This is a genomic window from Streptococcus cristatus (genome assembly GCF_003944225.1).
Classification (GTDB): Bacteria; Bacillota; Bacilli; order Lactobacillales; family Streptococcaceae; genus Streptococcus; species Streptococcus cristatus_K.
Window position 1 is genome coordinate 66,505 of record NZ_RJPN01000008.1, and the last position, 21,142, is coordinate 87,646.

The 21,142-nt window shown below is 43.2% G+C and carries 30 protein-coding genes, 1 tRNA gene and 3 rRNA genes; all 34 read left to right on the forward strand.

Going from position 1 to position 21,142, the window contains the following annotated elements; all coding sequences use genetic code 11:
• Window positions 1-40: 40 nt before the first annotated feature.
• Complete coding sequence (rplC, locus tag D8797_RS08195) at window positions 41-667, forward strand: 50S ribosomal protein L3 (protein ID WP_045498245.1); 627 nt, start codon at window positions 41-43, stop codon at window positions 665-667.
• A 24-nt stretch (window positions 668-691) separates the two neighbouring features.
• The gene (gene rplD / locus D8797_RS08200; RefSeq protein ID WP_005591302.1) at window positions 692-1,315 is read left to right on the forward strand and encodes a 50S ribosomal protein L4; all 624 of its coding nucleotides are present in this window, start codon (window positions 692-694) and stop codon (window positions 1,313-1,315) included.
• Window positions 1,315-1,614, forward strand: coding sequence for a 50S ribosomal protein L23 (locus tag D8797_RS08205; RefSeq protein WP_005591301.1), 300 nt, complete (start codon window positions 1,315-1,317; stop codon window positions 1,612-1,614). Before rplD ends, D8797_RS08205 begins: the two co-directional genes overlap by 1 nt.
• A 17-nt stretch (window positions 1,615-1,631) precedes the next feature.
• Window positions 1,632-2,465: a 50S ribosomal protein L2 gene (rplB, locus tag D8797_RS08210; protein ID WP_002894482.1), complete on the forward strand. Its 834-nt coding sequence runs from the start codon at window positions 1,632-1,634 to the stop codon at window positions 2,463-2,465.
• 86 nt (window positions 2,466-2,551) lie between these two features.
• Window positions 2,552-2,833 (forward strand): 30S ribosomal protein S19, encoded by a 282-nt coding sequence (gene rpsS, locus D8797_RS08215; RefSeq protein ID WP_000533766.1) that lies wholly within the window; start codon window positions 2,552-2,554, stop codon window positions 2,831-2,833.
• A gap of 11 nt (window positions 2,834-2,844) precedes the next feature.
• On the forward strand, window positions 2,845-3,189 hold the full coding sequence (rplV, locus tag D8797_RS08220; RefSeq protein WP_005591300.1) for a 50S ribosomal protein L22: 345 nt from the start codon (window positions 2,845-2,847) through the stop codon (window positions 3,187-3,189).
• A 12-nt stretch (window positions 3,190-3,201) separates the two neighbouring features.
• Entirely contained in the window at window positions 3,202-3,855 is a 654-nt protein-coding gene (gene rpsC / locus D8797_RS08225; RefSeq protein ID WP_005591299.1) for a 30S ribosomal protein S3, read from the forward strand.
• A 3-nt stretch (window positions 3,856-3,858) separates the two neighbouring features.
• Window positions 3,859-4,272, forward strand: coding sequence for a 50S ribosomal protein L16 (rplP, locus tag D8797_RS08230; RefSeq protein WP_005591298.1), 414 nt, complete (start codon window positions 3,859-3,861; stop codon window positions 4,270-4,272).
• A 9-nt stretch (window positions 4,273-4,281) separates the two neighbouring features.
• Window positions 4,282-4,488, forward strand: coding sequence for a 50S ribosomal protein L29 (rpmC, locus tag D8797_RS08235; protein WP_005591297.1), 207 nt, complete (start codon window positions 4,282-4,284; stop codon window positions 4,486-4,488).
• 27 nt (window positions 4,489-4,515) lie between these two features.
• On the forward strand, window positions 4,516-4,776 hold the full coding sequence (gene rpsQ, locus D8797_RS08240) for a 30S ribosomal protein S17 (RefSeq protein ID WP_002885836.1): 261 nt from the start codon (window positions 4,516-4,518) through the stop codon (window positions 4,774-4,776).
• Window positions 4,777-4,801: 25 nt separating this feature from the next.
• A complete protein-coding gene (rplN, locus tag D8797_RS08245; protein ID WP_002894494.1) occupies window positions 4,802-5,170 on the forward strand; it encodes a 50S ribosomal protein L14 in 369 nt (122 codons plus the stop codon).
• Between the two features lie 77 nt (window positions 5,171-5,247).
• Window positions 5,248-5,553 (forward strand): 50S ribosomal protein L24, encoded by a 306-nt coding sequence (rplX, locus tag D8797_RS08250; protein WP_005591295.1) that lies wholly within the window; start codon window positions 5,248-5,250, stop codon window positions 5,551-5,553.
• 23 nt (window positions 5,554-5,576) lie between these two features.
• Entirely contained in the window at window positions 5,577-6,119 is a 543-nt protein-coding gene (gene rplE / locus D8797_RS08255) for a 50S ribosomal protein L5 (RefSeq protein ID WP_005591294.1), read from the forward strand.
• 17 nt (window positions 6,120-6,136) lie between these two features.
• A complete protein-coding gene (locus D8797_RS08260; RefSeq protein ID WP_001085697.1) occupies window positions 6,137-6,322 on the forward strand; it encodes a type Z 30S ribosomal protein S14 in 186 nt (61 codons plus the stop codon).
• A gap of 180 nt (window positions 6,323-6,502) precedes the next feature.
• Window positions 6,503-6,901 carry a 30S ribosomal protein S8 gene (rpsH, locus tag D8797_RS08265; protein WP_002899666.1) on the forward strand — a complete coding sequence of 133 codons (399 nt, stop codon included), beginning with the start codon at window positions 6,503-6,505 and terminating at the stop codon, window positions 6,899-6,901.
• Window positions 6,902-7,067: 166 nt separating this feature from the next.
• Window positions 7,068-7,247 carry a hypothetical protein gene (locus D8797_RS08270; protein ID WP_000648250.1) on the forward strand — a complete coding sequence of 60 codons (180 nt, stop codon included), beginning with the start codon at window positions 7,068-7,070 and terminating at the stop codon, window positions 7,245-7,247.
• 62 nt (window positions 7,248-7,309) lie between these two features.
• The gene (gene rplF / locus D8797_RS08275; protein ID WP_005591293.1) at window positions 7,310-7,846 is read left to right on the forward strand and encodes a 50S ribosomal protein L6; all 537 of its coding nucleotides are present in this window, start codon (window positions 7,310-7,312) and stop codon (window positions 7,844-7,846) included.
• A gap of 85 nt (window positions 7,847-7,931) precedes the next feature.
• Window positions 7,932-8,288: a 50S ribosomal protein L18 gene (gene rplR, locus D8797_RS08280; RefSeq protein WP_125380151.1), complete on the forward strand. Its 357-nt coding sequence runs from the start codon at window positions 7,932-7,934 to the stop codon at window positions 8,286-8,288.
• Between the two features lie 18 nt (window positions 8,289-8,306).
• Complete coding sequence (gene rpsE, locus D8797_RS08285) at window positions 8,307-8,801, forward strand: 30S ribosomal protein S5 (protein ID WP_005591292.1); 495 nt, start codon at window positions 8,307-8,309, stop codon at window positions 8,799-8,801.
• A gap of 13 nt (window positions 8,802-8,814) precedes the next feature.
• Entirely contained in the window at window positions 8,815-8,997 is a 183-nt protein-coding gene (gene rpmD / locus D8797_RS08290) for a 50S ribosomal protein L30 (RefSeq protein WP_002894509.1), read from the forward strand.
• A 151-nt stretch (window positions 8,998-9,148) separates the two neighbouring features.
• A complete protein-coding gene (gene rplO, locus D8797_RS08295; RefSeq protein WP_045498220.1) occupies window positions 9,149-9,589 on the forward strand; it encodes a 50S ribosomal protein L15 in 441 nt (146 codons plus the stop codon).
• Window positions 9,590-9,601: 12 nt separating this feature from the next.
• Entirely contained in the window at window positions 9,602-10,912 is a 1,311-nt protein-coding gene (secY, locus tag D8797_RS08300) for a preprotein translocase subunit SecY (protein ID WP_005591290.1), read from the forward strand.
• 95 nt (window positions 10,913-11,007) lie between these two features.
• The gene (locus tag D8797_RS08305; RefSeq protein WP_125380153.1) at window positions 11,008-11,646 is read left to right on the forward strand and encodes an adenylate kinase; all 639 of its coding nucleotides are present in this window, start codon (window positions 11,008-11,010) and stop codon (window positions 11,644-11,646) included.
• 116 nt (window positions 11,647-11,762) lie between these two features.
• Window positions 11,763-11,981, forward strand: a complete 219-nt coding sequence (gene infA / locus D8797_RS08310; protein ID WP_001029883.1) for a translation initiation factor IF-1 — start codon at window positions 11,763-11,765, stop codon at window positions 11,979-11,981.
• Window positions 11,982-12,005: 24 nt separating this feature from the next.
• The gene (gene rpmJ / locus D8797_RS08315; RefSeq protein ID WP_001808836.1) at window positions 12,006-12,122 is read left to right on the forward strand and encodes a 50S ribosomal protein L36; all 117 of its coding nucleotides are present in this window, start codon (window positions 12,006-12,008) and stop codon (window positions 12,120-12,122) included.
• 17 nt (window positions 12,123-12,139) lie between these two features.
• Window positions 12,140-12,505 carry a 30S ribosomal protein S13 gene (gene rpsM, locus D8797_RS08320; protein WP_005591288.1) on the forward strand — a complete coding sequence of 122 codons (366 nt, stop codon included), beginning with the start codon at window positions 12,140-12,142 and terminating at the stop codon, window positions 12,503-12,505.
• Between the two features lie 17 nt (window positions 12,506-12,522).
• Window positions 12,523-12,906 (forward strand): 30S ribosomal protein S11, encoded by a 384-nt coding sequence (gene rpsK / locus D8797_RS08325; protein ID WP_001118385.1) that lies wholly within the window; start codon window positions 12,523-12,525, stop codon window positions 12,904-12,906.
• A gap of 45 nt (window positions 12,907-12,951) precedes the next feature.
• On the forward strand, window positions 12,952-13,890 hold the full coding sequence (locus tag D8797_RS08330) for a DNA-directed RNA polymerase subunit alpha (RefSeq protein ID WP_005591287.1): 939 nt from the start codon (window positions 12,952-12,954) through the stop codon (window positions 13,888-13,890).
• 11 nt (window positions 13,891-13,901) lie between these two features.
• Complete coding sequence (gene rplQ / locus D8797_RS08335; protein ID WP_005591286.1) at window positions 13,902-14,288, forward strand: 50S ribosomal protein L17; 387 nt, start codon at window positions 13,902-13,904, stop codon at window positions 14,286-14,288.
• A 213-nt stretch (window positions 14,289-14,501) separates the two neighbouring features.
• Window positions 14,502-15,773, forward strand: a complete 1,272-nt coding sequence (locus tag D8797_RS08340; protein WP_125380159.1) for a glutamate-cysteine ligase family protein — start codon at window positions 14,502-14,504, stop codon at window positions 15,771-15,773.
• Between the two features lie 456 nt (window positions 15,774-16,229).
• Window positions 16,230-17,776 (forward strand): 16S ribosomal RNA (locus tag D8797_RS08350).
• Between the two features lie 53 nt (window positions 17,777-17,829).
• A tRNA-Ala gene (locus D8797_RS08355) sits at window positions 17,830-17,902 on the forward strand.
• 126 nt (window positions 17,903-18,028) lie between these two features.
• A 23S ribosomal RNA gene (locus D8797_RS08360) occupies window positions 18,029-20,926 on the forward strand.
• A gap of 100 nt (window positions 20,927-21,026) precedes the next feature.
• Window positions 21,027-21,142, forward strand: a 5S ribosomal RNA gene (gene rrf / locus D8797_RS08365).
• The 16S, 23S and 5S rRNA genes sit together here with 1 tRNA gene alongside, the layout of an rRNA operon.

Sequence of the window (21,142 nt, forward strand, 5' to 3'; positions counted from 1 at the left end):
AACTTTTTAGATAAAAAAATAGAAAAGGAAACATTTTCTCATGACAAAAGGAATCTTAGGGAAAAAAGTGGGAATGACTCAAATCTTCACTGAAGCTGGCGAATTAATCCCTGTAACTGTTGTTGAAGCAACTCCAAACGTTGTTCTTCAAGTAAAAACAGTTGAAACAGACGGTTACAACGCAGTTCAAGTTGGTTTTGATGACCTTCGTGATGTATTGAGCAACAAACCTGCTAAAGGACATGTAGCGAAAGCTAACACGGCTCCTAAGCGCTTCATTCGTGAATTCAAAAACATTGAAGGCTTGGAAGTTGGTGCGGAAATCACAGTTGATACATTCGAAGCTGGTGATGTTGTTGATGTAACAGGAACTTCAAAAGGTAAAGGTTTCCAAGGTGTAATCAAACGCCACGGCCAATCTCGTGGTCCAATGGCTCACGGTTCACGTTACCACCGTCGTCCTGGTTCAATGGGACCAGTTGCGCCAAACCGTGTTTTCAAAAACAAACACTTGGCTGGTCGTATGGGTGGCAACCGTGTAACGATTCAAAACCTTGAAATCGTACAAGTTGTTCCAGAGAAAAACGTTATCTTGATCAAAGGAAACGTACCTGGTGCTAAGAAATCTCTTATCACTATCAAATCAGCAGTTAAAGCTGGTAAATAATAAAGAAAGGGGAAATCAGTCACAATGGCAAACGTAAAATTATTTGACCAAACTGGTAAAGAAGCTGGTGAAGTAGTTCTTAACGACGCAATCTTTGGTATCGAACCAAACGAATCAGTTGTCTTCGACGTGATCATCAGCCAACGCGCTAGCCTCCGTCAAGGAACTCACGCTGTTAAAAACCGTTCTGCAGTATCAGGCGGCGGACGCAAACCATGGCGTCAAAAAGGAACTGGACGTGCTCGTCAAGGTTCTATCCGCTCTCCACAATGGCGTGGTGGTGGTATCGTCTTCGGTCCAACTCCTCGTTCATATGCCTACAAACTTCCACAAAAAGTTCGTAGATTGGCATTGAAATCAGTTTACTCTGAAAAAGTTGCTGAAAACAAATTCGTAGCTGTAGACAGCCTTTCATTTACAGCTCCAAAAACTGCTGAGTTTGCAAAAGTGCTTGCAGCATTGAGCATTGACACAAAAGTACTTGTTATTCTTGAAGAAGGAAATGAATTTGCTGCACTTTCAGCACGTAACCTTCCAAATGTTAAAGTTGCAACAGCAACAACAGCAAGTGTTCTTGACATCGCAAACAGCGACAAACTTCTTGTTACTCAAGCAGCTATCTCTAAAATTGAGGAGGTTCTTGCATAATGAATTTGTATGACGTTATCAAAAAGCCTGTCATCACTGAAAGCTCAATGGCTCAGCTTGAAGCAGGCAAATACGTATTTGAAGTAGACACTCGCGCTCACAAACTTTTGATCAAGCAAGCTGTTGAAGCTGCTTTTGAAGGAGTTAAAGTTGCTAATGTCAACACTATCAACGTAAAACCTAAAGCAAAACGCGTTGGACGTTACACTGGTTTTACTAACAAAACTAAAAAAGCTATCATCACTCTGACAGCAGATTCTAAAGCAATCGAGTTGTTCGGAGCTGCTGAAGCAGAATAATCTAAGGAGGAAATATCGTGGGAATTCGTGTTTATAAACCAACAACAAACGGTCGCCGTAATATGACTTCTTTGGATTTCGCTGAAATCACTACTAGCACTCCAGAAAAATCTTTGCTCGTTTCTCTTAAGAGCAAAGCTGGTCGTAACAACAACGGACGCATCACTGTTCGCCACCAAGGTGGCGGTCACAAACGTCACTACCGTTTGATTGACTTCAAACGTAACAAAGATGCTGTTGAAGCAGTAGTTAAAACTATCGAGTACGATCCAAACCGTTCAGCAAACATCGCTTTGGTTCACTATACTGACGGTGTGAAGGCATACATCATCGCTCCTAAAGGTCTTGAAGTAGGTCAACGTATCGTTTCAGGTCCTGAAGCAGATATCAAAGTCGGTAACGCACTTCCACTTGCTAACATCCCAGTTGGTACTTTGGTTCACAACATTGAGTTGAAACCAGGTCGTGGTGGTGAATTGGTCCGTGCTGCTGGAGCTTCTGCTCAAGTATTGGGTCAAGAAGGTAAATACACACTTGTTCGTCTTCAATCAGGCGAAGTTCGTATGATCCTTGGTACTTGCCGTGCTACAGTTGGTGTTGTCGGAAACGAACAACATGGCTTGGTTAACCTTGGTAAAGCAGGTCGTAGCCGTTGGAAAGGTATCCGTCCAACAGTTCGCGGTTCTGTAATGAACCCTAACGATCACCCACACGGTGGTGGTGAAGGTAAAGCACCAGTTGGTCGTAAAGCGCCATCTACTCCATGGGGCAAACCTGCTCTTGGTCTTAAAACTCGTAACAAGAAAGCGAAATCTGACAAACTTATCGTTCGTCGTCGCAACGAGAAATAATCTAAAACAATCTATCCGCCAGCTCGGTAGCGCTGCCTAGCAGCGCAGGCCGCTGTGGTACTTATTTTAAAGGAGAAAACATAAAAATGGGACGCAGTCTTAAAAAAGGACCTTTCGTCGATGAGCATTTGATGAAAAAAGTTGAAGCTCAAGCTAATGACGAAAAGAAAAAAGTTATTAAAACTTGGTCACGTCGTTCAACGATCTTCCCAAGTTTCATCGGTTACACAATCGCAGTCTATGACGGACGTAAACACGTACCTGTTTACATCCAAGAAGACATGGTAGGTCACAAGCTTGGTGAATTTGCACCAACTCGTACTTACAAAGGTCACGCTGCAGACGACAAGAAAACACGTAGAAAATAAGGAGAACATAAATGGCAGAAATTACTTCAGCTAAAGCAATGGCTCGTACAGTGCGTGTTTCACCTCGTAAAACTCGTCTAGTTCTTGACAATATCCGTGGTAAAAACGTCGCTGACGCAATCGCAATCTTGAAATTCACTCCAAACAAAGCTGCTGGCATTATCGAAAAAGTATTGATCTCTGCAATCGCTAATGCTGAAAACAACTTTGGTTTGGAAAAAGCTAACTTGGTAGTATCTGAAGCTTTCGCAAACGAAGGACCAACTATGAAACGTTTCCGTCCACGCGCTAAAGGTTCAGCTTCACCAATCAACAAACGCACAAGCCACATCACTGTGGTTGTTGCAGAAAAATAAGGAGGTAACATCGTGGGTCAAAAAGTACATCCAATTGGTATGCGTGTCGGCATCATCCGTGATTGGGATGCCAAATGGTATGCTGAAAAAGAATACGCGGATTACCTTCATGAAGATCTTGCAATCCGTAAATTCGTTCAAAAAGAATTGGCTGACGCGGCTGTTTCAACTATTGAAATCGAGCGCGCAGTAAACAAAGTTAACGTTTCACTTCACACTGCTAAACCAGGTATGGTTATCGGTAAAGGTGGAGCAAACGTTGATGCACTTCGTGCAAAACTCAACAAATTAACTGGAAAACAAGTACACATCAACATCATCGAGATCAAATCTCCAGATTTGGATGCTCACCTTGTTGGTGAAGGAATTGCTCGTCAATTGGAGCAACGTGTTGCTTTCCGTCGTGCTCAGAAACAAGCAATCCAACGTGCAATGCGTGCAGGAGCTAAAGGAATCAAAACTCAAGTATCAGGTCGTTTGAACGGTGCAGATATCGCTCGTAGCGAAGGATACTCTGAAGGAACTGTTCCACTTCACACCCTTCGTGCGGATATCGATTACGCTTGGGAAGAAGCTGATACTACTTACGGTAAACTTGGTGTTAAAGTATGGATCTACCGTGGTGAAGTTCTTCCAGCTCGTAAAAACACTAAAGGAGGTAAATAACCAATGTTAGTACCTAAACGTGTTAAACACCGTCGCGAATTCCGCGGAAAAATGCGTGGTGAAGCTAAAGGTGGTAAAGAAGTAACTTTTGGAGAATATGGTCTTCAAGCAACTACTAGCCACTGGATCACTAACCGTCAAATCGAAGCTGCCCGTATCGCTATGACTCGTTACATGAAACGTGGTGGTAAAGTTTGGATCAAAATCTTCCCACACAAATCATACACTGCAAAAGCAATCGGTGTACGGATGGGATCTGGTAAAGGGGCTCCAGAAGGTTGGGTAGCACCAGTTAAACGTGGTAAAGTGATGTTTGAAATCGCTGGCGTATCAGAAGAAATCGCTCGTGAAGCTCTTCGTCTTGCAAGCCACAAATTGCCAGTTAAATGTAAATTCGTAAAGCGTGAAGCAGAATAAGGAGAAAGCATGAAACTTAAAGAAATTCAAGATTTTGTTAAAGAACTTCGTGGTCTTTCTCAAGAAGAACTCGCGAAGCGTGAAAATGAATTGAAGAAAGAATTGTTTGACCTTCGTTTCCAAGCCGCTACTGGTCAATTGGAGCAGACAGCGCGTTTGAAAGAAGTGAAAAAACAAATCGCACGTATCAAAACTGTTCAATCAGAAGTTAAATAATAGACTTGGGAAAGGAGAAATTCTAAAATGGAACGTAATCAACGTAAAACCCTCGTCGGACGCGTCGTTTCTGACAAGATGGATAAGACAATCACAGTTGTAGTTGAAACAAAACGTAACCACCCAGTCTATGGTAAGCGTATTAACTACTCTAAGAAGTACAAAGCACATGATGAAAACAATGTTGCCAAAGAAGGCGATATCGTTCGTATCATGGAAACTCGTCCGCTTTCAGCTACAAAACGCTTCCGTCTTGTAGAAGTTGTTGAAGAAGCGGTTATCATCTAATCAAACCAGAAAGGAGAAAACTTAAATGATTCAAACAGAAACTCGTTTGAAAGTTGCTGACAACAGCGGTGCTCGCGAAATCCTGACAATCAAAGTTCTTGGTGGTTCAGGACGTAAGTTCGCCAACATCGGTGATGTCATCGTTGCATCTGTAAAACAAGCTACTCCTGGTGGTGCGGTTAAAAAAGGTGACGTTGTAAAAGCGGTTATCGTTCGTACTAAATCAGGTGCTCGTCGTAAAGATGGTTCATACATCAAATTCGACGAAAACGCTGCAGTCATCATCCGTGAAGATAAAACTCCTCGCGGAACTCGTATCTTCGGCCCAGTTGCTCGCGAATTGCGTGACGGTGGCTTCATGAAGATCGTATCATTGGCTCCAGAAGTACTTTAATCTAAAATCAAACAAGTCCCCTGGAAGTTTTCCAGGGTGCCCTCATGGGCGTAAGAAATTAAAGGAGAAACCTAATAATGTTTGTAAAAAAAGGCGACAAAGTTCGCGTAATTGCTGGTAAGGACAAGGGTGTTGAAGCACTTGTTGTTGCAGCTCTTCCAAAAGTAAACAAAGTAGTTGTTGAAGGTGTTAACCTTGTTAAGAAGCACCAAAAACCAAATAGCGAAAACCCTCAAGGTGCTATCGTAGAAAAAGAAGCACCAATCCATGCGTCAAACGTTCAAGTTCTTGACAAAAATGGTGTTGCAGGACGCGTTGGTTACAAGTTTGTAGACGGCAAAAAAGTTCGTTACAACAAAAAATCAGGCGAAGTGCTTGACTAATCACGAAGGAAAGGAGAAGTATAATGGCAAATCGTTTAAAAGAAAAATATCTTAATGAAGTAGTACCTGCTTTGACTGAAAAGTTCAACTACTCATCTGTTATGGCTGTGCCAAAAGTGGATAAAATCGTTTTGAACATGGGTGTCGGTGACGCTGTATCAAACGCTAAAAACCTTGAAAAAGCTGCTGAAGAATTGGCTCTTATCTCAGGTCAAAAACCACTTATCACTAAAGCTAAAAAATCAATCGCCGGCTTCCGTCTTCGTGAAGGTGTAGCGATCGGTGCTAAAGTAACCCTTCGTGGCGAACGTATGTATGAGTTCTTGGATAAATTGGTTACTGTATCACTTCCACGTGTACGTGACTTCCATGGTGTTCCAACAAAATCATTTGATGGACGCGGAAACTACACACTTGGTGTGAAAGAACAACTGATCTTCCCAGAAATCAACTTTGATGACGTTGATAAGACTCGCGGTCTTGATATCGTTATCGTAACAACTGCTAACACTGACGAAGAGTCACGTGCATTGCTTACAGGCCTTGGAATGCCTTTTGCAAAATAATATAGGAGGTAAAACAAATGGCTAAAAAATCAATGATTGCTAAGAACAAACGCCCAGCGAAGTTCTCTACGCAAGCTTATACTCGTTGTGAAAAATGTGGCCGTCCACATTCAGTTTACCGCAAGTTTAAACTTTGCCGTGTTTGCTTCCGTGAATTAGCATACAAAGGACAAATCCCTGGCGTTACCAAAGCATCTTGGTAATTCTAGCTTCCAATTCCGTCATGATTCTTCGTTATCGGCTTTTGCCTAACTTTAGTTATGCCTACAAGCCGATGCCTAGACTCACTTAGGACTTGAAGCCTAGAAACTTATTCTGAGCCTAGCTCAATCATTAACTAGCAAGTGCAGCTTGCAAACTACTAGTAAGAGGAGAAATATAAAATGGTTATGACTGACCCAATTGCAGACTTCCTGACACGTATCCGTAACGCTAATCAAGCGAACCACGAAGTACTTGAAGTACCTGCATCAAACATCAAAAAAGGGATTGCTGAGATCCTGAAGCGTGAAGGTTTTGTAAAAAACGTTGAAATCATCGAAGATGACAAACAAGGCATCATCCGTGTCTTCCTTAAGTACGGACAAAATGGTGAAAAAGTTATCACTGGTTTGAAACGTGTTTCAAAACCAGGTCTACGTGTTTACAAGAAACGCGAAGACCTTCCAAAAGTCTTGAACGGACTTGGAATTGCTATTCTTTCAACATCTGAAGGTTTGCTGACTGATAAAGAAGCACGCCAAAAGAACGTTGGTGGAGAAGTTATCGCTTACGTTTGGTAAAATCAAGATACAAAGAGCGTCATGGGCAATGTGAAAATAGGAAATCTGACAAAGAGTGTTAACACTCTAGGAAGATTTGTCTTTTTCACACAGACCATAGCTCGTGTTCAATTTAGCTGATTTACTGATCAGCTAAATAGAGAGTAAATTAGTTTAGGAGAAAAAGATGAAAGCTACTGAATTGAATGAAAAACTTATTGTTGCAGAAGACGCTTTGGCTGAATTGTCAAAAGATGACCTTGTATCTCTTTTATGTGAAATTGGTTATAGTCCTGCGGCTATTGATGTATTGACAGAATATCAGGAGTTTGTCAAAGCTTTTCGAAAGAAACTAGGTTTGCTCTAATCCGAATGCCCCCCGTGAAAACTGGCCGTCATGGTCTGACAATTTAACAGGAGAAAATAAGTATGTCACGTATTGGTAATAAAGTTATCGTGTTGCCTGCTGGTGTTGAAATCACTAACAATGACAACGTTGTAACTGTAAAAGGACCTAAAGGAGAACTGACTCGTGAGTTCTCAAAAGATATTGAAATCCGTGTGGAAGGAACTGAAGTAACTCTTCACCGTCCAAACGATTCAAAAGAAATGAAAACAATCCACGGAACTACTCGTGCCCTTTTGAACAACATGGTTGTTGGAGTATCAGAAGGATTCAAGAAAGAACTTGAAATGCGTGGGGTTGGTTACCGTGCACAACTTCAAGGCTCAAAACTTGTCTTGGCTGTTGGTAAATCTCACCCAGACGAAGTTGAAGCTCCAGAAGGAATTACTTTTGAACTTCCAAACCCAACAACAATCGTTGTTAGCGGAATTTCAAAAGAAGCAGTTGGACAAACAGCTGCTTATGTACGTAGCCTTCGTGCACCAGAACCATATAAAGGTAAAGGTATCCGTTACGTTGGTGAATTCGTTCGCCGCAAAGAAGGTAAAACTGGTAAATAATATTGATTGGCTGATCTTTTCAGCCAGCCAATTTATTTTCCGATTTTGTGCTAAGGCACGTCAATAAAAATAAGAGGTGAAAATTGTGATTACGAAACCAGATAAAAATAAAATCCGCCAAAAACGCCACCGTCGCGTTCGCGGAAAACTCTCTGGAACTGCTGATCGCCCACGTTTGAACGTATTCCGTTCTAATACAGGCATCTACGCTCAAGTAATTGATGACGTAGCGGGTGTAACGCTCGCAAGCGCTTCAACTCTTGACAAAGAAGTTTCAAAAGGAACTAAAACTGAAAAAGCCGTTGTTGTAGGTAAACTCGTTGCAGAACGTGCAGTTGCTAAAGGTATTTCTGAAGTGGTGTTTGACCGCGGTGGATATCTCTATCACGGACGTGTAAAAGCTTTGGCTGATGCAGCTCGTGAAAACGGATTGAAATTCTAATAGGGAGGACACTAGAAAATGGCATTTAAAGACAATGCAGTTGAACTTGAAGAACGCTTAGTTGCAGTCAACCGTGTTACTAAAGTTGTTAAAGGTGGACGTCGTCTTCGTTTTGCAGCTCTTGTAGTAGTTGGTGACCGCAACGGTCGTGTTGGTTTCGGTACTGGTAAAGCTCAAGAAGTACCAGAAGCTATCCGTAAAGCAGTTGAAGATGCGAAGAAAAACTTGATCGAAGTTCCAATGGTTGGTACAACTATTCCTCACGAAGTTCTTTCAGAATTTGGTGGAGCGAAAGTATTGCTTAAGCCAGCTGTTGAAGGTTCTGGAGTTGCTGCTGGTGGTGCTGTTCGTGCCGTCATCGAATTGGCGGGTGTGGCAGATGTTACATCTAAATCACTTGGTTCAAACACTCCAATCAACATCGTTCGCGCAACTGTTGAAGGCTTGAAACAATTGAAACGCGCTGAAGAAGTTGCTGCCCTTCGTGGTATTTCAGTTTCTGACTTGGCTTAAGAAAGGGGAACTCATGGCTCAAATTAAAATTACTTTGACTAAGTCTCCAATCGGACGCATCCCGTCACAACGTAAAACTGTTGTAGCACTTGGACTTGGCAAATTGAACAGCTCAGTTATCAAAGAAGACAATCCAGCGGTACGTGGTATGATCACTGCTGTATCTCACTTGGTAACTGTTGAAGAAGTTAAGTAAGCCTTAGCTGAAAAACTTTTATTAAGATACATTAGGGGATTTGAGAATTTTCTCAGCCCCTAAAACTAAATATATGTATAGGCGAGTTTGTATCAGAGACACCTTTTCTCTGGTACGAGCGCTAGCATTTTACAAAAGAGGAGAAAAAATAATGAAACTTCATGAATTACAACCTGCTGCAGGTTCACGTAAAGTTCGCAACCGTGTTGGTCGCGGTACTTCATCAGGTAACGGTAAAACTTCTGGTCGCGGTCAAAAAGGTCAAAAAGCACGTAGCGGTGGCGGTGTTCGTCTTGGTTTTGAAGGTGGACAAACTCCATTGTTCCGTCGTGTACCAAAACGTGGTTTCTTGAATGTAAACCGTAAAGAATACGCGATTGTTAACCTTGACCAATTAAATGTCTTTGAAGATGGTGCAGAAGTAACTCCAGTTGTTCTCATCGAAGCAGGTATTGTAAAAGCTGAAAAATCTGGTGTTAAGATTCTTGGTAACGGAGAATTGACTAAGAAGTTGACTGTTAAAGCAGCTAAATTCTCTAAATCAGCTGAAGAAGCTATCACTGCTAAAGGTGGTTCAGTCGAAGTCATCTAAGAGAGGTGACCTATGTTTTTCAAGCTATTAAAAGACGCACTTAAAATAAAACAAGTACGGTCTAAGATTTTGTTCACACTGTTCATCATCTTAGTTTTCCGTATTGGTACAACTATAACCGTTCCAGGAATTAATGCGAAAGCATTGAACAGTTTAAGCGATTTACCTTTCTTAAACATGCTTAGTTTGGTTTCTGGGAATGCCATGCGTAACTTCTCTGTTTTTGCCCTTGGAGTTAGTCCCTATATCACGGCTTCAATCGTGGTTCAGCTCTTGCAAATGGATTTGCTTCCAAAATTTGTAGAGTGGGGCAAGCAAGGGGAAGTAGGACGGAGAAAGCTTAATCAAGCAACTCGCTATATTTCCCTGGTATTGGCCTTTGTCCAATCTATCGGGATTACAGCTGGATTTGCGACTTTATCAAGAACTAAACTAGTAGCGAATCCAAATTGGCAAACCTATCTTTTGATTGGTGCCCTCCTCACGACAGGTTCAGTTATTGTGACCTGGTTAGGAGAGCAAATCACAGATAAGGGTTATGGTAATGGTGTATCCATGATTATCTTTGCAGGGATTGTATCTGGTATTCCTGGTATGATCAAAGGAATCTATGAAGATTACTTTGTTAATATCCCGAGCGATCGACTCAATTCGTCTTTGATTTTCGTTGGGATTTTAATTGTTGCAGTTTTGGTGATTATCTATTTCACAACCTTTGTGCAACAAGCTGAGTACAAAATTCCAATTCAATATACGAAGATTGCTCAAGGTGCACCTTCAAGTTCCTACCTACCGTTAAAAGTGAATCCTGCTGGTGTTATCCCAGTTATCTTTGCAAGTTCGATTACAGCTGCTCCAGCAGCCATCTTCCAATTTGTAAGTGCTATGGGCTATAACGCATCATGGGTTCGGACGGCGCAGGCGCTTCTGGCGACTACAACCATCAGTGGTATGTTTACCTATGCTCTCTTGATTATTCTCTTTACTTTCTTTTATACATTTGTACAAATTAATCCTGAAAAGACAGCAGAGAATTTGCAAAAGAGTGGAGCCTACATCCCAGGTGTTCGTCCAGGTAAGGGAACGGAAGAATATATGTCTAAATTGCTTCGCCGTTTGGCGACAGTTGGCTCACTATTCCTAGGGATTATCACAATCATTCCGATCCTAGCCAAAGATCTTTTTGGTCTGACCGATGCAGTCGCTCTTGGAGGAACCAGTCTTCTTATCATCATTTCGACAGGTATTGAAGGAATGAAGCAGTTGGAAGGTTACCTTCTGAAGCGTAAGTATGTCGGATTTATGGATACTACAACAGAATAGAAATAGGTTGACTTAGTCAACCTTCTATTTTGTTTTTAAAAAAGTTTATTAAGTGTTTTAATAGATTGCTTTAAAAACAAAAAAGGAGACAAAACATGAATCTTTTGATTATGGGCTTGCCAGGCGCAGGCAAGGGAACACAAGCAGCCAAAATTGTGGAACAATTCCACGTGGCACATATTTCAACTGGGGATATGTTCCGTGCTGCTATGGCCAATGAAACAGAAATGGGTGTTTTAGCGAAATCCTACATTTCTAAAGGCGAGTTGGTGCCAGATGAAGTGACAAATGGAATTGTGAAAGAGCGCTTAGCACAAGATGATATTAAAGAAACTGGTTTCTTGTTGGACGGTTATCCACGGACAATTGATCAAGCACATGCTTTGGATAAAATCCTTGCGGATCTGGATATCCAACTTGACGCAGTTATCAATATCGAAGTAAATCCAGATAGTTTGTTAGAACGTTTGAGTGGACGGATTATCCACCGCGAAACAGGGGAAACCTTCCACAAAGTTTTCAACCCACCAGTGGATTACAAAGAAGAAGACTACTATCAACGTGAAGACGATAAACCTGAAACAGTAAAACGTCGTCTGGATGTTAATATCGCACAAGGCCAACCAATTATTGATCATTACCGTGCTCAAGGATTCGTTCACGACATTCAGGGCAATCAAGAGATTGAGGCAGTCTTCTCAGATATCGAAAAAGTCTTGTCAAATTTAAAATAAAAGCGTTTTTCTCGCTTGCAATATTTGACAAGTAGTGATACAATGAATTAGTCTGACTTATAATTGTTACCTCTGTGCTCAGAGGAATCTATCGAAATTTAGGGAGGTGCTTTTGCGTGGCAAAAGACGATGTGATTGAAGTCGAAGGCAAAGTAGTTGATACGATGCCGAACGCAATGTTTACGGTTGAACTTGAAAATGGACATCAGATTTTAGCAACAGTTTCTGGTAAAATTCGTAAAAACTATATTCGTATTTTAGCGGGAGATCGTGTTACTGTCGAGATGAGTCCTTATGATTTGACACGTGGACGGATCACTTACCGCTTTAAATAATCGAAAAACTTGGAGGGATAAGAAATGAAAGTAAGACCATCGGTCAAACCAATTTGCGAATACTGTAAAGTTATTCGTCGTAATGGCCGTGTTATGGTAATTTGCCCAGCAAATCCAAAACACAAACAACGTCAAGGATAAGATAGAAAGGAGAAAACATGGCTCGTATTGCTGGAGTTGACATTCCAAATGACAAACGTGTAGTCGTTTCACTTACTTACGTGTATGGTATCGGACTTCCAACTTCTAAGAAAATTTTGGCTGCAGCTGGAATCTCAGAAGATATCCGTGTCAAAGATTTGACATCAGATCAAGAAGACGCTATCCGTCGCGAAGTGGATGCAATCAAGGTTGAAGGTGACCTTCGTCGTGAAGTAAACCTTAACATCAAACGTTTGATGGAAATCGGTTCATACCGTGGTATCCGTCACCGTCGTGGACTTCCTGTCCGTGGACAAAACACTAAAAACAATGCTCGTACTCGTAAAGGTAAAGCCGTTGCGATTGCAGGTAAGAAAAAATAATATAGGAGGTAAAAGTCTTGGCTAAACCAACACGTAAACGTCGTGTGAAGAAAAATATCGAATCTGGTATTGCACATATTCACGCTACATTTAATAACACTATTGTTATGATTACTGATGTGCATGGTAATGCGATTGCTTGGTCATCTGCTGGTGCTCTTGGTTTCAAAGGATCTCGTAAATCTACACCATTTGCTGCCCAAATGGCATCTGAAGCGGCTGCTAAGTCTGCACAAGAACACGGTCTTAAATCAGTTGAAGTTACAGTTAAAGGTCCAGGTTCTGGTCGTGAGTCAGCTATTCGTGCACTTGCTGCAGCTGGTCTGGAAGTAACTGCTATTCGTGATGTGACTCCTGTGCCACACAATGGTGCTCGTCCTCCAAAACGTCGCCGTGTATAATCATAAACAATTACACTGCTTTTCGTTTAAGAGGGAGTTAACTAAATGATTGAGTTTGAAAAACCAAATATAACAAAAATTGATGAAAATAAAAATTATGGCAAGTTTGTAGTTGAGCCGCTAGAACGCGGTTACGGTACAACACTTGGAAATTCGCTGCGTCGTGTACTTCTCGCCTCACTTCCAGGTGCAGCAGTGACTTCTATCAACATTGAAGGAGTATTACACGAATTTGATACGATTTCTGGGGTCCGCGAAGATGTTATGCAGATTATTCTGAACATCAAGGGGATTGCTGTAAAATCTTACGTCCAAGACGAAAAGATGATTGAACTGGATGTTGAAGGTCCTGCAGAAGTAACTGCTGGAGACATTTTGACAGACAGTGATATCGAAATTGTAAACCCTGATCATTATCTCTTTACAATCAGTGAAGGTGCTCGCTTCAAAGCGAAAATGGCTGTGAATAGCGGTCGTGGATATGTACCAGCTGACGAAAATAAAAAAGATGATGCACCAGTAGGCACACTTGCGGTAGATTCTATCTATACGCCTGTGACAAAAGTAAATTACCAGGTTGAGCCAGCTCGTGTTGGTAGCAACGATGGTTTTGATAAACTTACCCTTGAAATTTTAACGAATGGAACAATTATTCCCGAAGACGCTTTGGGACTATCAGCTCGTATCCTGACAGAGCATTTGAACCTCTTTACAGATTTAACAGAAGTTGCTATTTCAACTGATGTGATGAAGGAAGCAGAGAAATCTTCAGATGATCGCATTTTGGAACGTACTATTGAAGAATTGGATCTATCAGTTCGTTCATACAACTGTCTGAAACGCGCAGGAATTAATACTGTCTTTGATTTGACAGAGAAATCTGAGCCTGAAATGATGAAAGTTCGTAACTTGGGCCGCAAGAGTCTTGAAGAAGTTAAAGTTAAACTTGCTGACCTTGGTCTTGGGTTAAGAAATGATAAATAAAGGAGGAATACATGGCTTACCGTAAACTAGGACGCACTAGCTCACAACGTAAAGCAATGCTTCGCGATTTGACTACTGACTTGATTATCAATGAATCAATCGTAACAACTGAAGCTCGTGCTAAAGAAATCCGTAAAACAGTTGAAAAAATGATTACTCTTGGTAAACGTGGTGACTTGCATGCTCGTCGTCAAGCAGCAGCTTTTGTACGTAACGAAATTGCATCAGAAAACTACAATGAAGAGACTAACAAATACACTACAACTACAGCTCTTCAAAAATTATTCTCTGAATTGGCACCTCGCTATGCTGAGCGCAATGGTGGATACACTCGTATTCTTAAGACTGAACCACGCCGTGGGGATGCTGCGCCAATGGCAATTATTGAATTAGTATAATTTTTATCAATTTTGTTGAGTGTTATGATGATGGAGTTCTTATGCTCTTAGTCTAGCTCTGGTCTACCGCTAGGATTTTTCCTAGCGGGAACACTCATCATCATGATGAAAGGGTAGACGCTTGTTTACGAAATTGCTTTTAGTGAAAAACAATTTCGTAAGCAGGCGTTTTTGAATGGGAAAAGAAAAACTTTGTTGAGGGAAGGAGAAGAAATGCAAGATTCGATTGCTATTTTGAAAGAACGTTATTTAGCCAATATAAAAGAAAATCCAGACTTATATATTGGGATTGAGTTAGAATTTCCAATTGTGAATCTTCAGGGAGGAGCAACAGATACTCGTGTAACAAGGGAGCTGTTAGTAAGGCTAAATTCAGACTATGGCTTTATCGTAGAAAGAAGGGATTCAGAGGGCAATCCTATCCAGTTAAAAGCTTCAGATAGCGAAGATCGGATACTTTTTGAAGTGTCTTATAATATTTTGGAATTTGCATTTGAAAAAGCGAAAACGATTCAGGAAGTCGAAAGACGCTTTAATCATTACCTAGACACCATTCAAAAGATTTTGCGCAAAAATCATCATGAACTTCAGGGACATGGTTTACATCCATTCTGGAAGGAGAATGATAATGGTCCTGTTAAATATCCCCGCTATCAAATGTTAATGCAATATCTAGCTTTGAGCGAGAAAATAGGAGGAGATTTCTTTCATCGCCATCCTGATTATGGTAGCTATATCTGTGGGAGCCAGGTACAGTTAGATGTTTCACGGGCAAATTTCATACAGGTAATTAACACCTTTAATCAAATCGAGGCTGCCAAAGCTTATCTTTTTGCCAATTCAGAATTACTTACAGAAGATTTTAACACTAGAATCTCGAGAGACCGCTTCTGGGAAGAGTCCATGCATGGCTTGTTAGTAGAAAATGTTGGTGTTAATCCCCATGATTTCAAAGATGAGGAAGATTTTTTCAATTATTTAAATCATACAGCTATTTTCAATGTTGAGCGAGAGGGTGACACTTATTATTTTCCTCCTATCGTAGCCAGAGAGTATCTAAAGCAGGAGCAAATCAAGGGATACAATTTAAGTGGCAAGGAAAGTCTAGTAATCCCCCATGCAGATGATTTTTGTAATCACAGAAGCTATCAGTACCAAGATTTGACAACGCGGGGAACGATCGAATTTAGGAGCACTTGTGCTCAGCCTCTCGATAGGACCTTTGCACCAGCAGCTTTTCATTTGGGATTGTTGGCTAATCTTGAGGAAGTGACCGCTTATCTTAAAGATTGTGATTTCTTCAAATTAGAGGGGCGTAACTATAAAAGGCTGCGCAGAAAGTATTCGCAAATCGAGTTAACACAAGCGGATCAAGACTCTATTCAATCATTTGCAGCTGATCTCCTTCAATTATCTGTTAAAGGTTTGGAAAAACGAAAAGAAGGGGAAGAGTGCTACTTGCTTCCGCTTATGAATGAGGGATAAAGTAATTCCTTTTTGACCTCTAATAGCAAGCCGAAACAAATTTCTTTATGTGATTGATTGGGCTGTGTATTATATTAGTTTGAGTATGTTTGAATAAATTTAATTGTAGCTCGAGCATTTAATAGACTTTAGCAGCACGGTGATATAGTGGATAGGGGAGAGGTAAGAGGGAGATGTTACCTTTCCCTTTTAATTTATTGATTTATAGGTAGTTTAGGTAGTTTTAGAGGGGGTTGGAAGAAAAGATGAAAAAAAGATAAAAAAATTTCAAAAAAGTGTTGACAAGGGANTGGATAGGTGATATACTGATATAGTTGTCGCTTGAGAGAGCGATAAAGACCTTTGAAAACTGAACAAGACGAACCAATGTGCAGGGCACTACAACGTATGTTGTAGTACTGAACAAAGAAAAAACAATAAATCTGTCAGTGACAGAAATGAGTGAGAACTCAAACTTTTAATGAGAGTTTGATCCTGGCTCAGGACGAACGCTGGCGGCGTGCCTAATACATGCAAGTAGAACGCTGAAGGGAGAGCTTGCTCTTCTGGATGAGTTGCGAACGGGTGAGTAACGCGTAGGTAACCTGCCTGGTAGCGGGGGATAACTATTGGAAACGATAGCTAATACCGCATAACATTGATTATTGCATGATAGTCAATTGAAAGGTGCAATTGCACCACTACCAGATGGACCTGCGTTGTATTAGCTAGTTGGTGGGGTAACGGCTCACCAAGGCGACGATACATAGCCGACCTGAGAGGGTGATCGGCCACACTGGGACTGAGACACGGCCCAGACTCCTACGGGAGGCAGCAGTAGGGAATCTTCGGCAATGGACGGAAGTCTGACCGAGCAACGCCGCGTGAGTGAAGAAGGTTTTCGGATCGTAAAGCTCTGTTGTAAGAGAAGAACGAGTGTGAGAGTGGAAAGTTCACACTGTGACGGTATCTTACCAGAAAGGGACGGCTAACTACGTGCCAGCAGCCGCGGTAATACGTAGGTCCCGAGCGTTGTCCGGATTTATTGGGCGTAAAGCGAGCGCAGGCGGTTAGATAAGTCTGAAGTTAAAGGCTGTGGCTTAACCATAGTACGCTTTGGAAACTGTTTAACTTGAGTGCAGAAGGGGAGAGTGGAATTCCATGTGTAGCGGTGAAATGCGTAGATATATGGAGGAACACCGGTGGCGAAAGCGGCTCTCTGGTCTGTAACTGACGCTGAGGCTCGAAAGCGTGGGGAGCAAACAGGATTAGATACCCTGGTAGTCCACGCCGTAAACGATGAGTGCTAGGTGTTGGGTCCTTTCCGGGACTCAGTGCCGCAGCTAACGCATTAAGCACTCCGCCTGGGGAGTACGACCGCAAGGTTGAAACTCAAAGGAATTGACGGGGGCCCGCACAAGCGGTGGAGCATGTGGTTTAATTCGAAGCAACGCGAAGAACCTTACCAGGTCTTGACATCCCGGTGCCCGTCCTAGAGATAGGATTTTGCTTCGGCACACCGGTGACAGGTGGTGCATGGTTGTCGTCAGCTCGTGTCGTGAGATGTTGGGTTAAGTCCCGCAACGAGCGCAACCCTTATTGTTAGTTGCCATCATTTAGTTGGGCACTCTAGCGAGACTGCCGGTAATAAACCGGAGGAAGGTGGGGATGACGTCAAATCATCATGCCCCTTATGACCTGGGCTACACACGTGCTACAATGGCTGGTACAACGAGTCGCAAGTCGGTGACGGCAAGCTAATCTCTTAAAGCCAGTCTCAGTTCGGATTGTAGGCTGCAACTCGCCTACATGAAGTCGGAATCGCTAGTAATCGCGGATCAGCACGCCGCGGTGAATACGTTCCCGGGCCTTGTACACACCGCCCGTCACACCACGAGAGTTTGTAACACCCGAAGTCGGTGAGGTAACCTTTTAGGAGCCAGCCGCCTAAGGTGGGATAGATGATTGGGGTGAAGTCGTAACAAGGTAGCCGTATCGGAAGGTGCGGCTGGATCACCTCCTTTCTAAGGAAAAACGGAAGCCATTGGTCGTCATGTTTAGTTTTGAGAGGTCTTGTGGGGCCTTAGCTCAGCTGGGAGAGCGCCTGCTTTGCACGCAGGAGGTCAGCGGTTCGATCCCGCTAGGCTCCATTAGGATAGTGGAAGCTATTCTAAACTTGTCCATTGAAAATTGAATAACTATATCAAATAGTAACAAGAAAATAAACCGAAACGCTGTGAATATTAATGAGTTTAAGACTGAAAGGTCAAAAATAAGGTTAAGTTAGTAAGGGCGCACGGTGGATGCCTTGGCACTAGGAGCCGAAGAAGGACGTGACAAACGACGAAATGCCTCGGGGAGCTGTAAGTAAGCGCAGATCCGGGGATGTCCGAATGGGGGAACCCAACAGGTACTACCTGTTACCCATCTCTGTTAAGGAGATGAGGAGGAAGACGCAGTGAACTGAAACATCTAAGTAGCTGCAGGAAGAGAAAGCAAAAGCGATTGCCTTAGTAGCGGCGAGCGAAACGGCAGGAGGGCAAACCGAAGAGTTTACTCTTCGGGGTTGTAGGACTGCAATGTGGAATCAGATTTTATAGAAGAATGACATGGGAAGGTCAGCCAAAGAGAGTAAGAGCCTCGTATTTTAAATAGAATCTGTACCTAGCAGTATCCTGAGTACGGCGGGACACGCGAAATCCCGTCGGAATCTGGGAGGACCATCTCCCAACCCTAAATACTCCCTAGTGACCGATAGTGAACCAGTACCGTGAGGGAAAGGTGAAAAGTACCCCGGAAGGGGAGTGAAATAGAACCTGAAACCGTGTGCCTACAACAAGTTCGAGCCCGTTAATGGGTGAGAGCGTGCCTTTTGTAGAATGAACCGGCGAGTTACGTTATGATGCGAGGTTAAGTTGAAGAGACGGAGCCGTAGGGAAACCGAGTCTGAATAGGGCGCCTTAGTATCATGATGTAGACCCGAAACCATGTGACCTACCCATGAGCAGGTTGAAGGTGCGGTAAAACGCACTGGAGGACCGAACCAGGGCACGTTGAAAAGTGCTTGGATGACTTGTGGGTAGCGGAGAAATTCCAAACGAACTTGGAGATAGCTGGTTCTCTCCGAAATAGCTTTAGGGCTAGCGTCGACATAAAGATTCTTGGAGGTAGAGCACTGTTTGGGTGAGGGGTCCATCCCGGATTACCAATCTCAGATAAACTCCGAATGCCAATGAATTATGGTCGGCAGTCAGACTGCGAGTGCTAAGATCCGTAGTCGAAAGGGAAACAGCCCAGACCACCAGCTAAGGTCCCAAAATAATTGTTAAGTGGAAAAGGATGTGGGGTTGCACAGACAACTAGGATGTTAGCTTAGAAGCAGCTATTCATTCAAAGAGTGCGTAATAGCTCACTAGTCGAGTGACCCTGCGCCGAAAATGTACCGGGGCTAAAACAATTTACCGAAGCTGTGGATACCTTTATAGGTATGGTAGGAGAGCGTTCTATGTGTGGCGAAGGTGTACCGTGAGGAGCGCTGGAACGCATAGAAGTGAGAATGCCGGTATGAGTAGCGAAAGATGGGTGAGAATCCCATCCACCGTAAGACTAAGGTTTCCAGGGGAAGGCTCGTCCGCCCTGGGTTAGTCGGGACCTAAGGAGAGACCGAAAGGTGTATCCGATGGACAACAGGTTGATATTCCTGTACTAGAGTATGAAGTGATGGAGGGACGCAGTAGGCTAACTCGTGCGTACGAATGGATGTACGTCTAAGCAGTGAGGCGTGGTATGAGTCAAATGCTTATACCTATAACGTTGAGCTGTGATGGGGAGCGAAGTTTAGTAGCGAGTGAGTGATGTCACACTGCCAAGAAAAGCTTCTAGCGTTGTATCATACTCTACCCGTACCGCAAACCGACACAGGTAGTCGAGGCGAGTAGCCTCAGGTGAGCGAGAGAACTCTCGTTAAGGAACTCGGCAAAATGACCCCGTAACTTCGGGAGAAGGGGTGCTGACTTTGGTCAGCCGCAGTGAATAGGCCCAAGCAACTGTTTATCAAAAACACAGCTCTCTGCTAAATCGTAAGATGATGTATAGGGGGTGACGCCTGCCCGGTGCTGGAAGGTTAAGAGGAGTGCTTAGCGGTAACGCGAAGGTATGAATTGAAGCCCCAGTAAACGGCGGCCGTAACTATAACGGTCCTAAGGTAGCGAAATTCCTTGTCGGGTAAGTTCCGACCCGCACGAAAGGCGTAATGATTTGGGCACTGTCTCAACGAGAGACTCGGTGAAATTTTAGTACCTGTGAAGATGCAGGTTACCCGCGACAGGACGGAAAGACCCCATGGAGCTTTACTGCAGTTTGATATTGAGTGTCTGTGCCACATGTACAGGATAGGTAGGAGCCTATGAGATCGGGACGCCAGTTTCGATGGAGGCGTTGTTGGGATACTACCCTTGTGTTATGGCCACTCTAACCCGGATAGGTGATCCCTATCGGAGACAGTGTCTGACGGGCAGTTTGACTGGGGCGGTCGCCTCCTAAAAGGTAACGGAGGCGCCCAAAGGTTCCCTCAGACTGGTTGGAAATCAGTCGCAGAGTGTAAAGGTATAAGGGAGCTTGACTGCGAGAGCTACAACTCGAGCAGGGACGAAAGTCGGGCTTAGTGATCCGGTGGTTCCGCATGGAAGGGCCATCGCTCAACGGATAAAAGCTACCCTGGGGATAACAGGCTTATCTCCCCCAAGAGTTCACATCGACGGGGAGGTTTGGCACCTCGATGTCGGCTCGTCGCATCCTGGGGCTGTAGTCGGTCCCAAGGGTTGGGCTGTTCGCCCATTAAAGCGGCACGCGAGCTGGGTTCAGAACGTCGTGAGACAGTTCGGTCCCTATCCGTCGCGGGCGTAGGAAATTTGAGAGGATCTGCTCCTAGTACGAGAGGACCAGAGTGGACTTACCGCTGGTGTACCAGTTGTCTCGCCAGAGGCATCGCTGGGTAGCTATGTAGGGAAGGGATAAACGCTGAAAGCATCTAAGTGTGAAACCCACCTCAAGATGAGATTTCCCATAACGCAAGTTAGTAAGAGCCCTGAGAGAAGATCAGGTAGATAGGTTAGGAGTGGAAGTGTGGCGACACATGTAGCGGACTAATACTAATAGCTCGAGGACTTATCCAATTTTCATTGAGCGCAGCTTTTGGCAAGTATTGTGAGCTTTGAGTAGTTATTCAATTTTGAGTTGACAAGGCAATAAGATATTGTAAGTTAATTCAGTAAGTTAAGTGACGATAGCCTAGGAGATACACCTGTACCCATGCCGAACACAGAAGTTAAGCCCTAGAACGCCGGAAGTAGTTGGGGGTTGCCCCCTGTGAGATATGGTAGTCGCTTAGC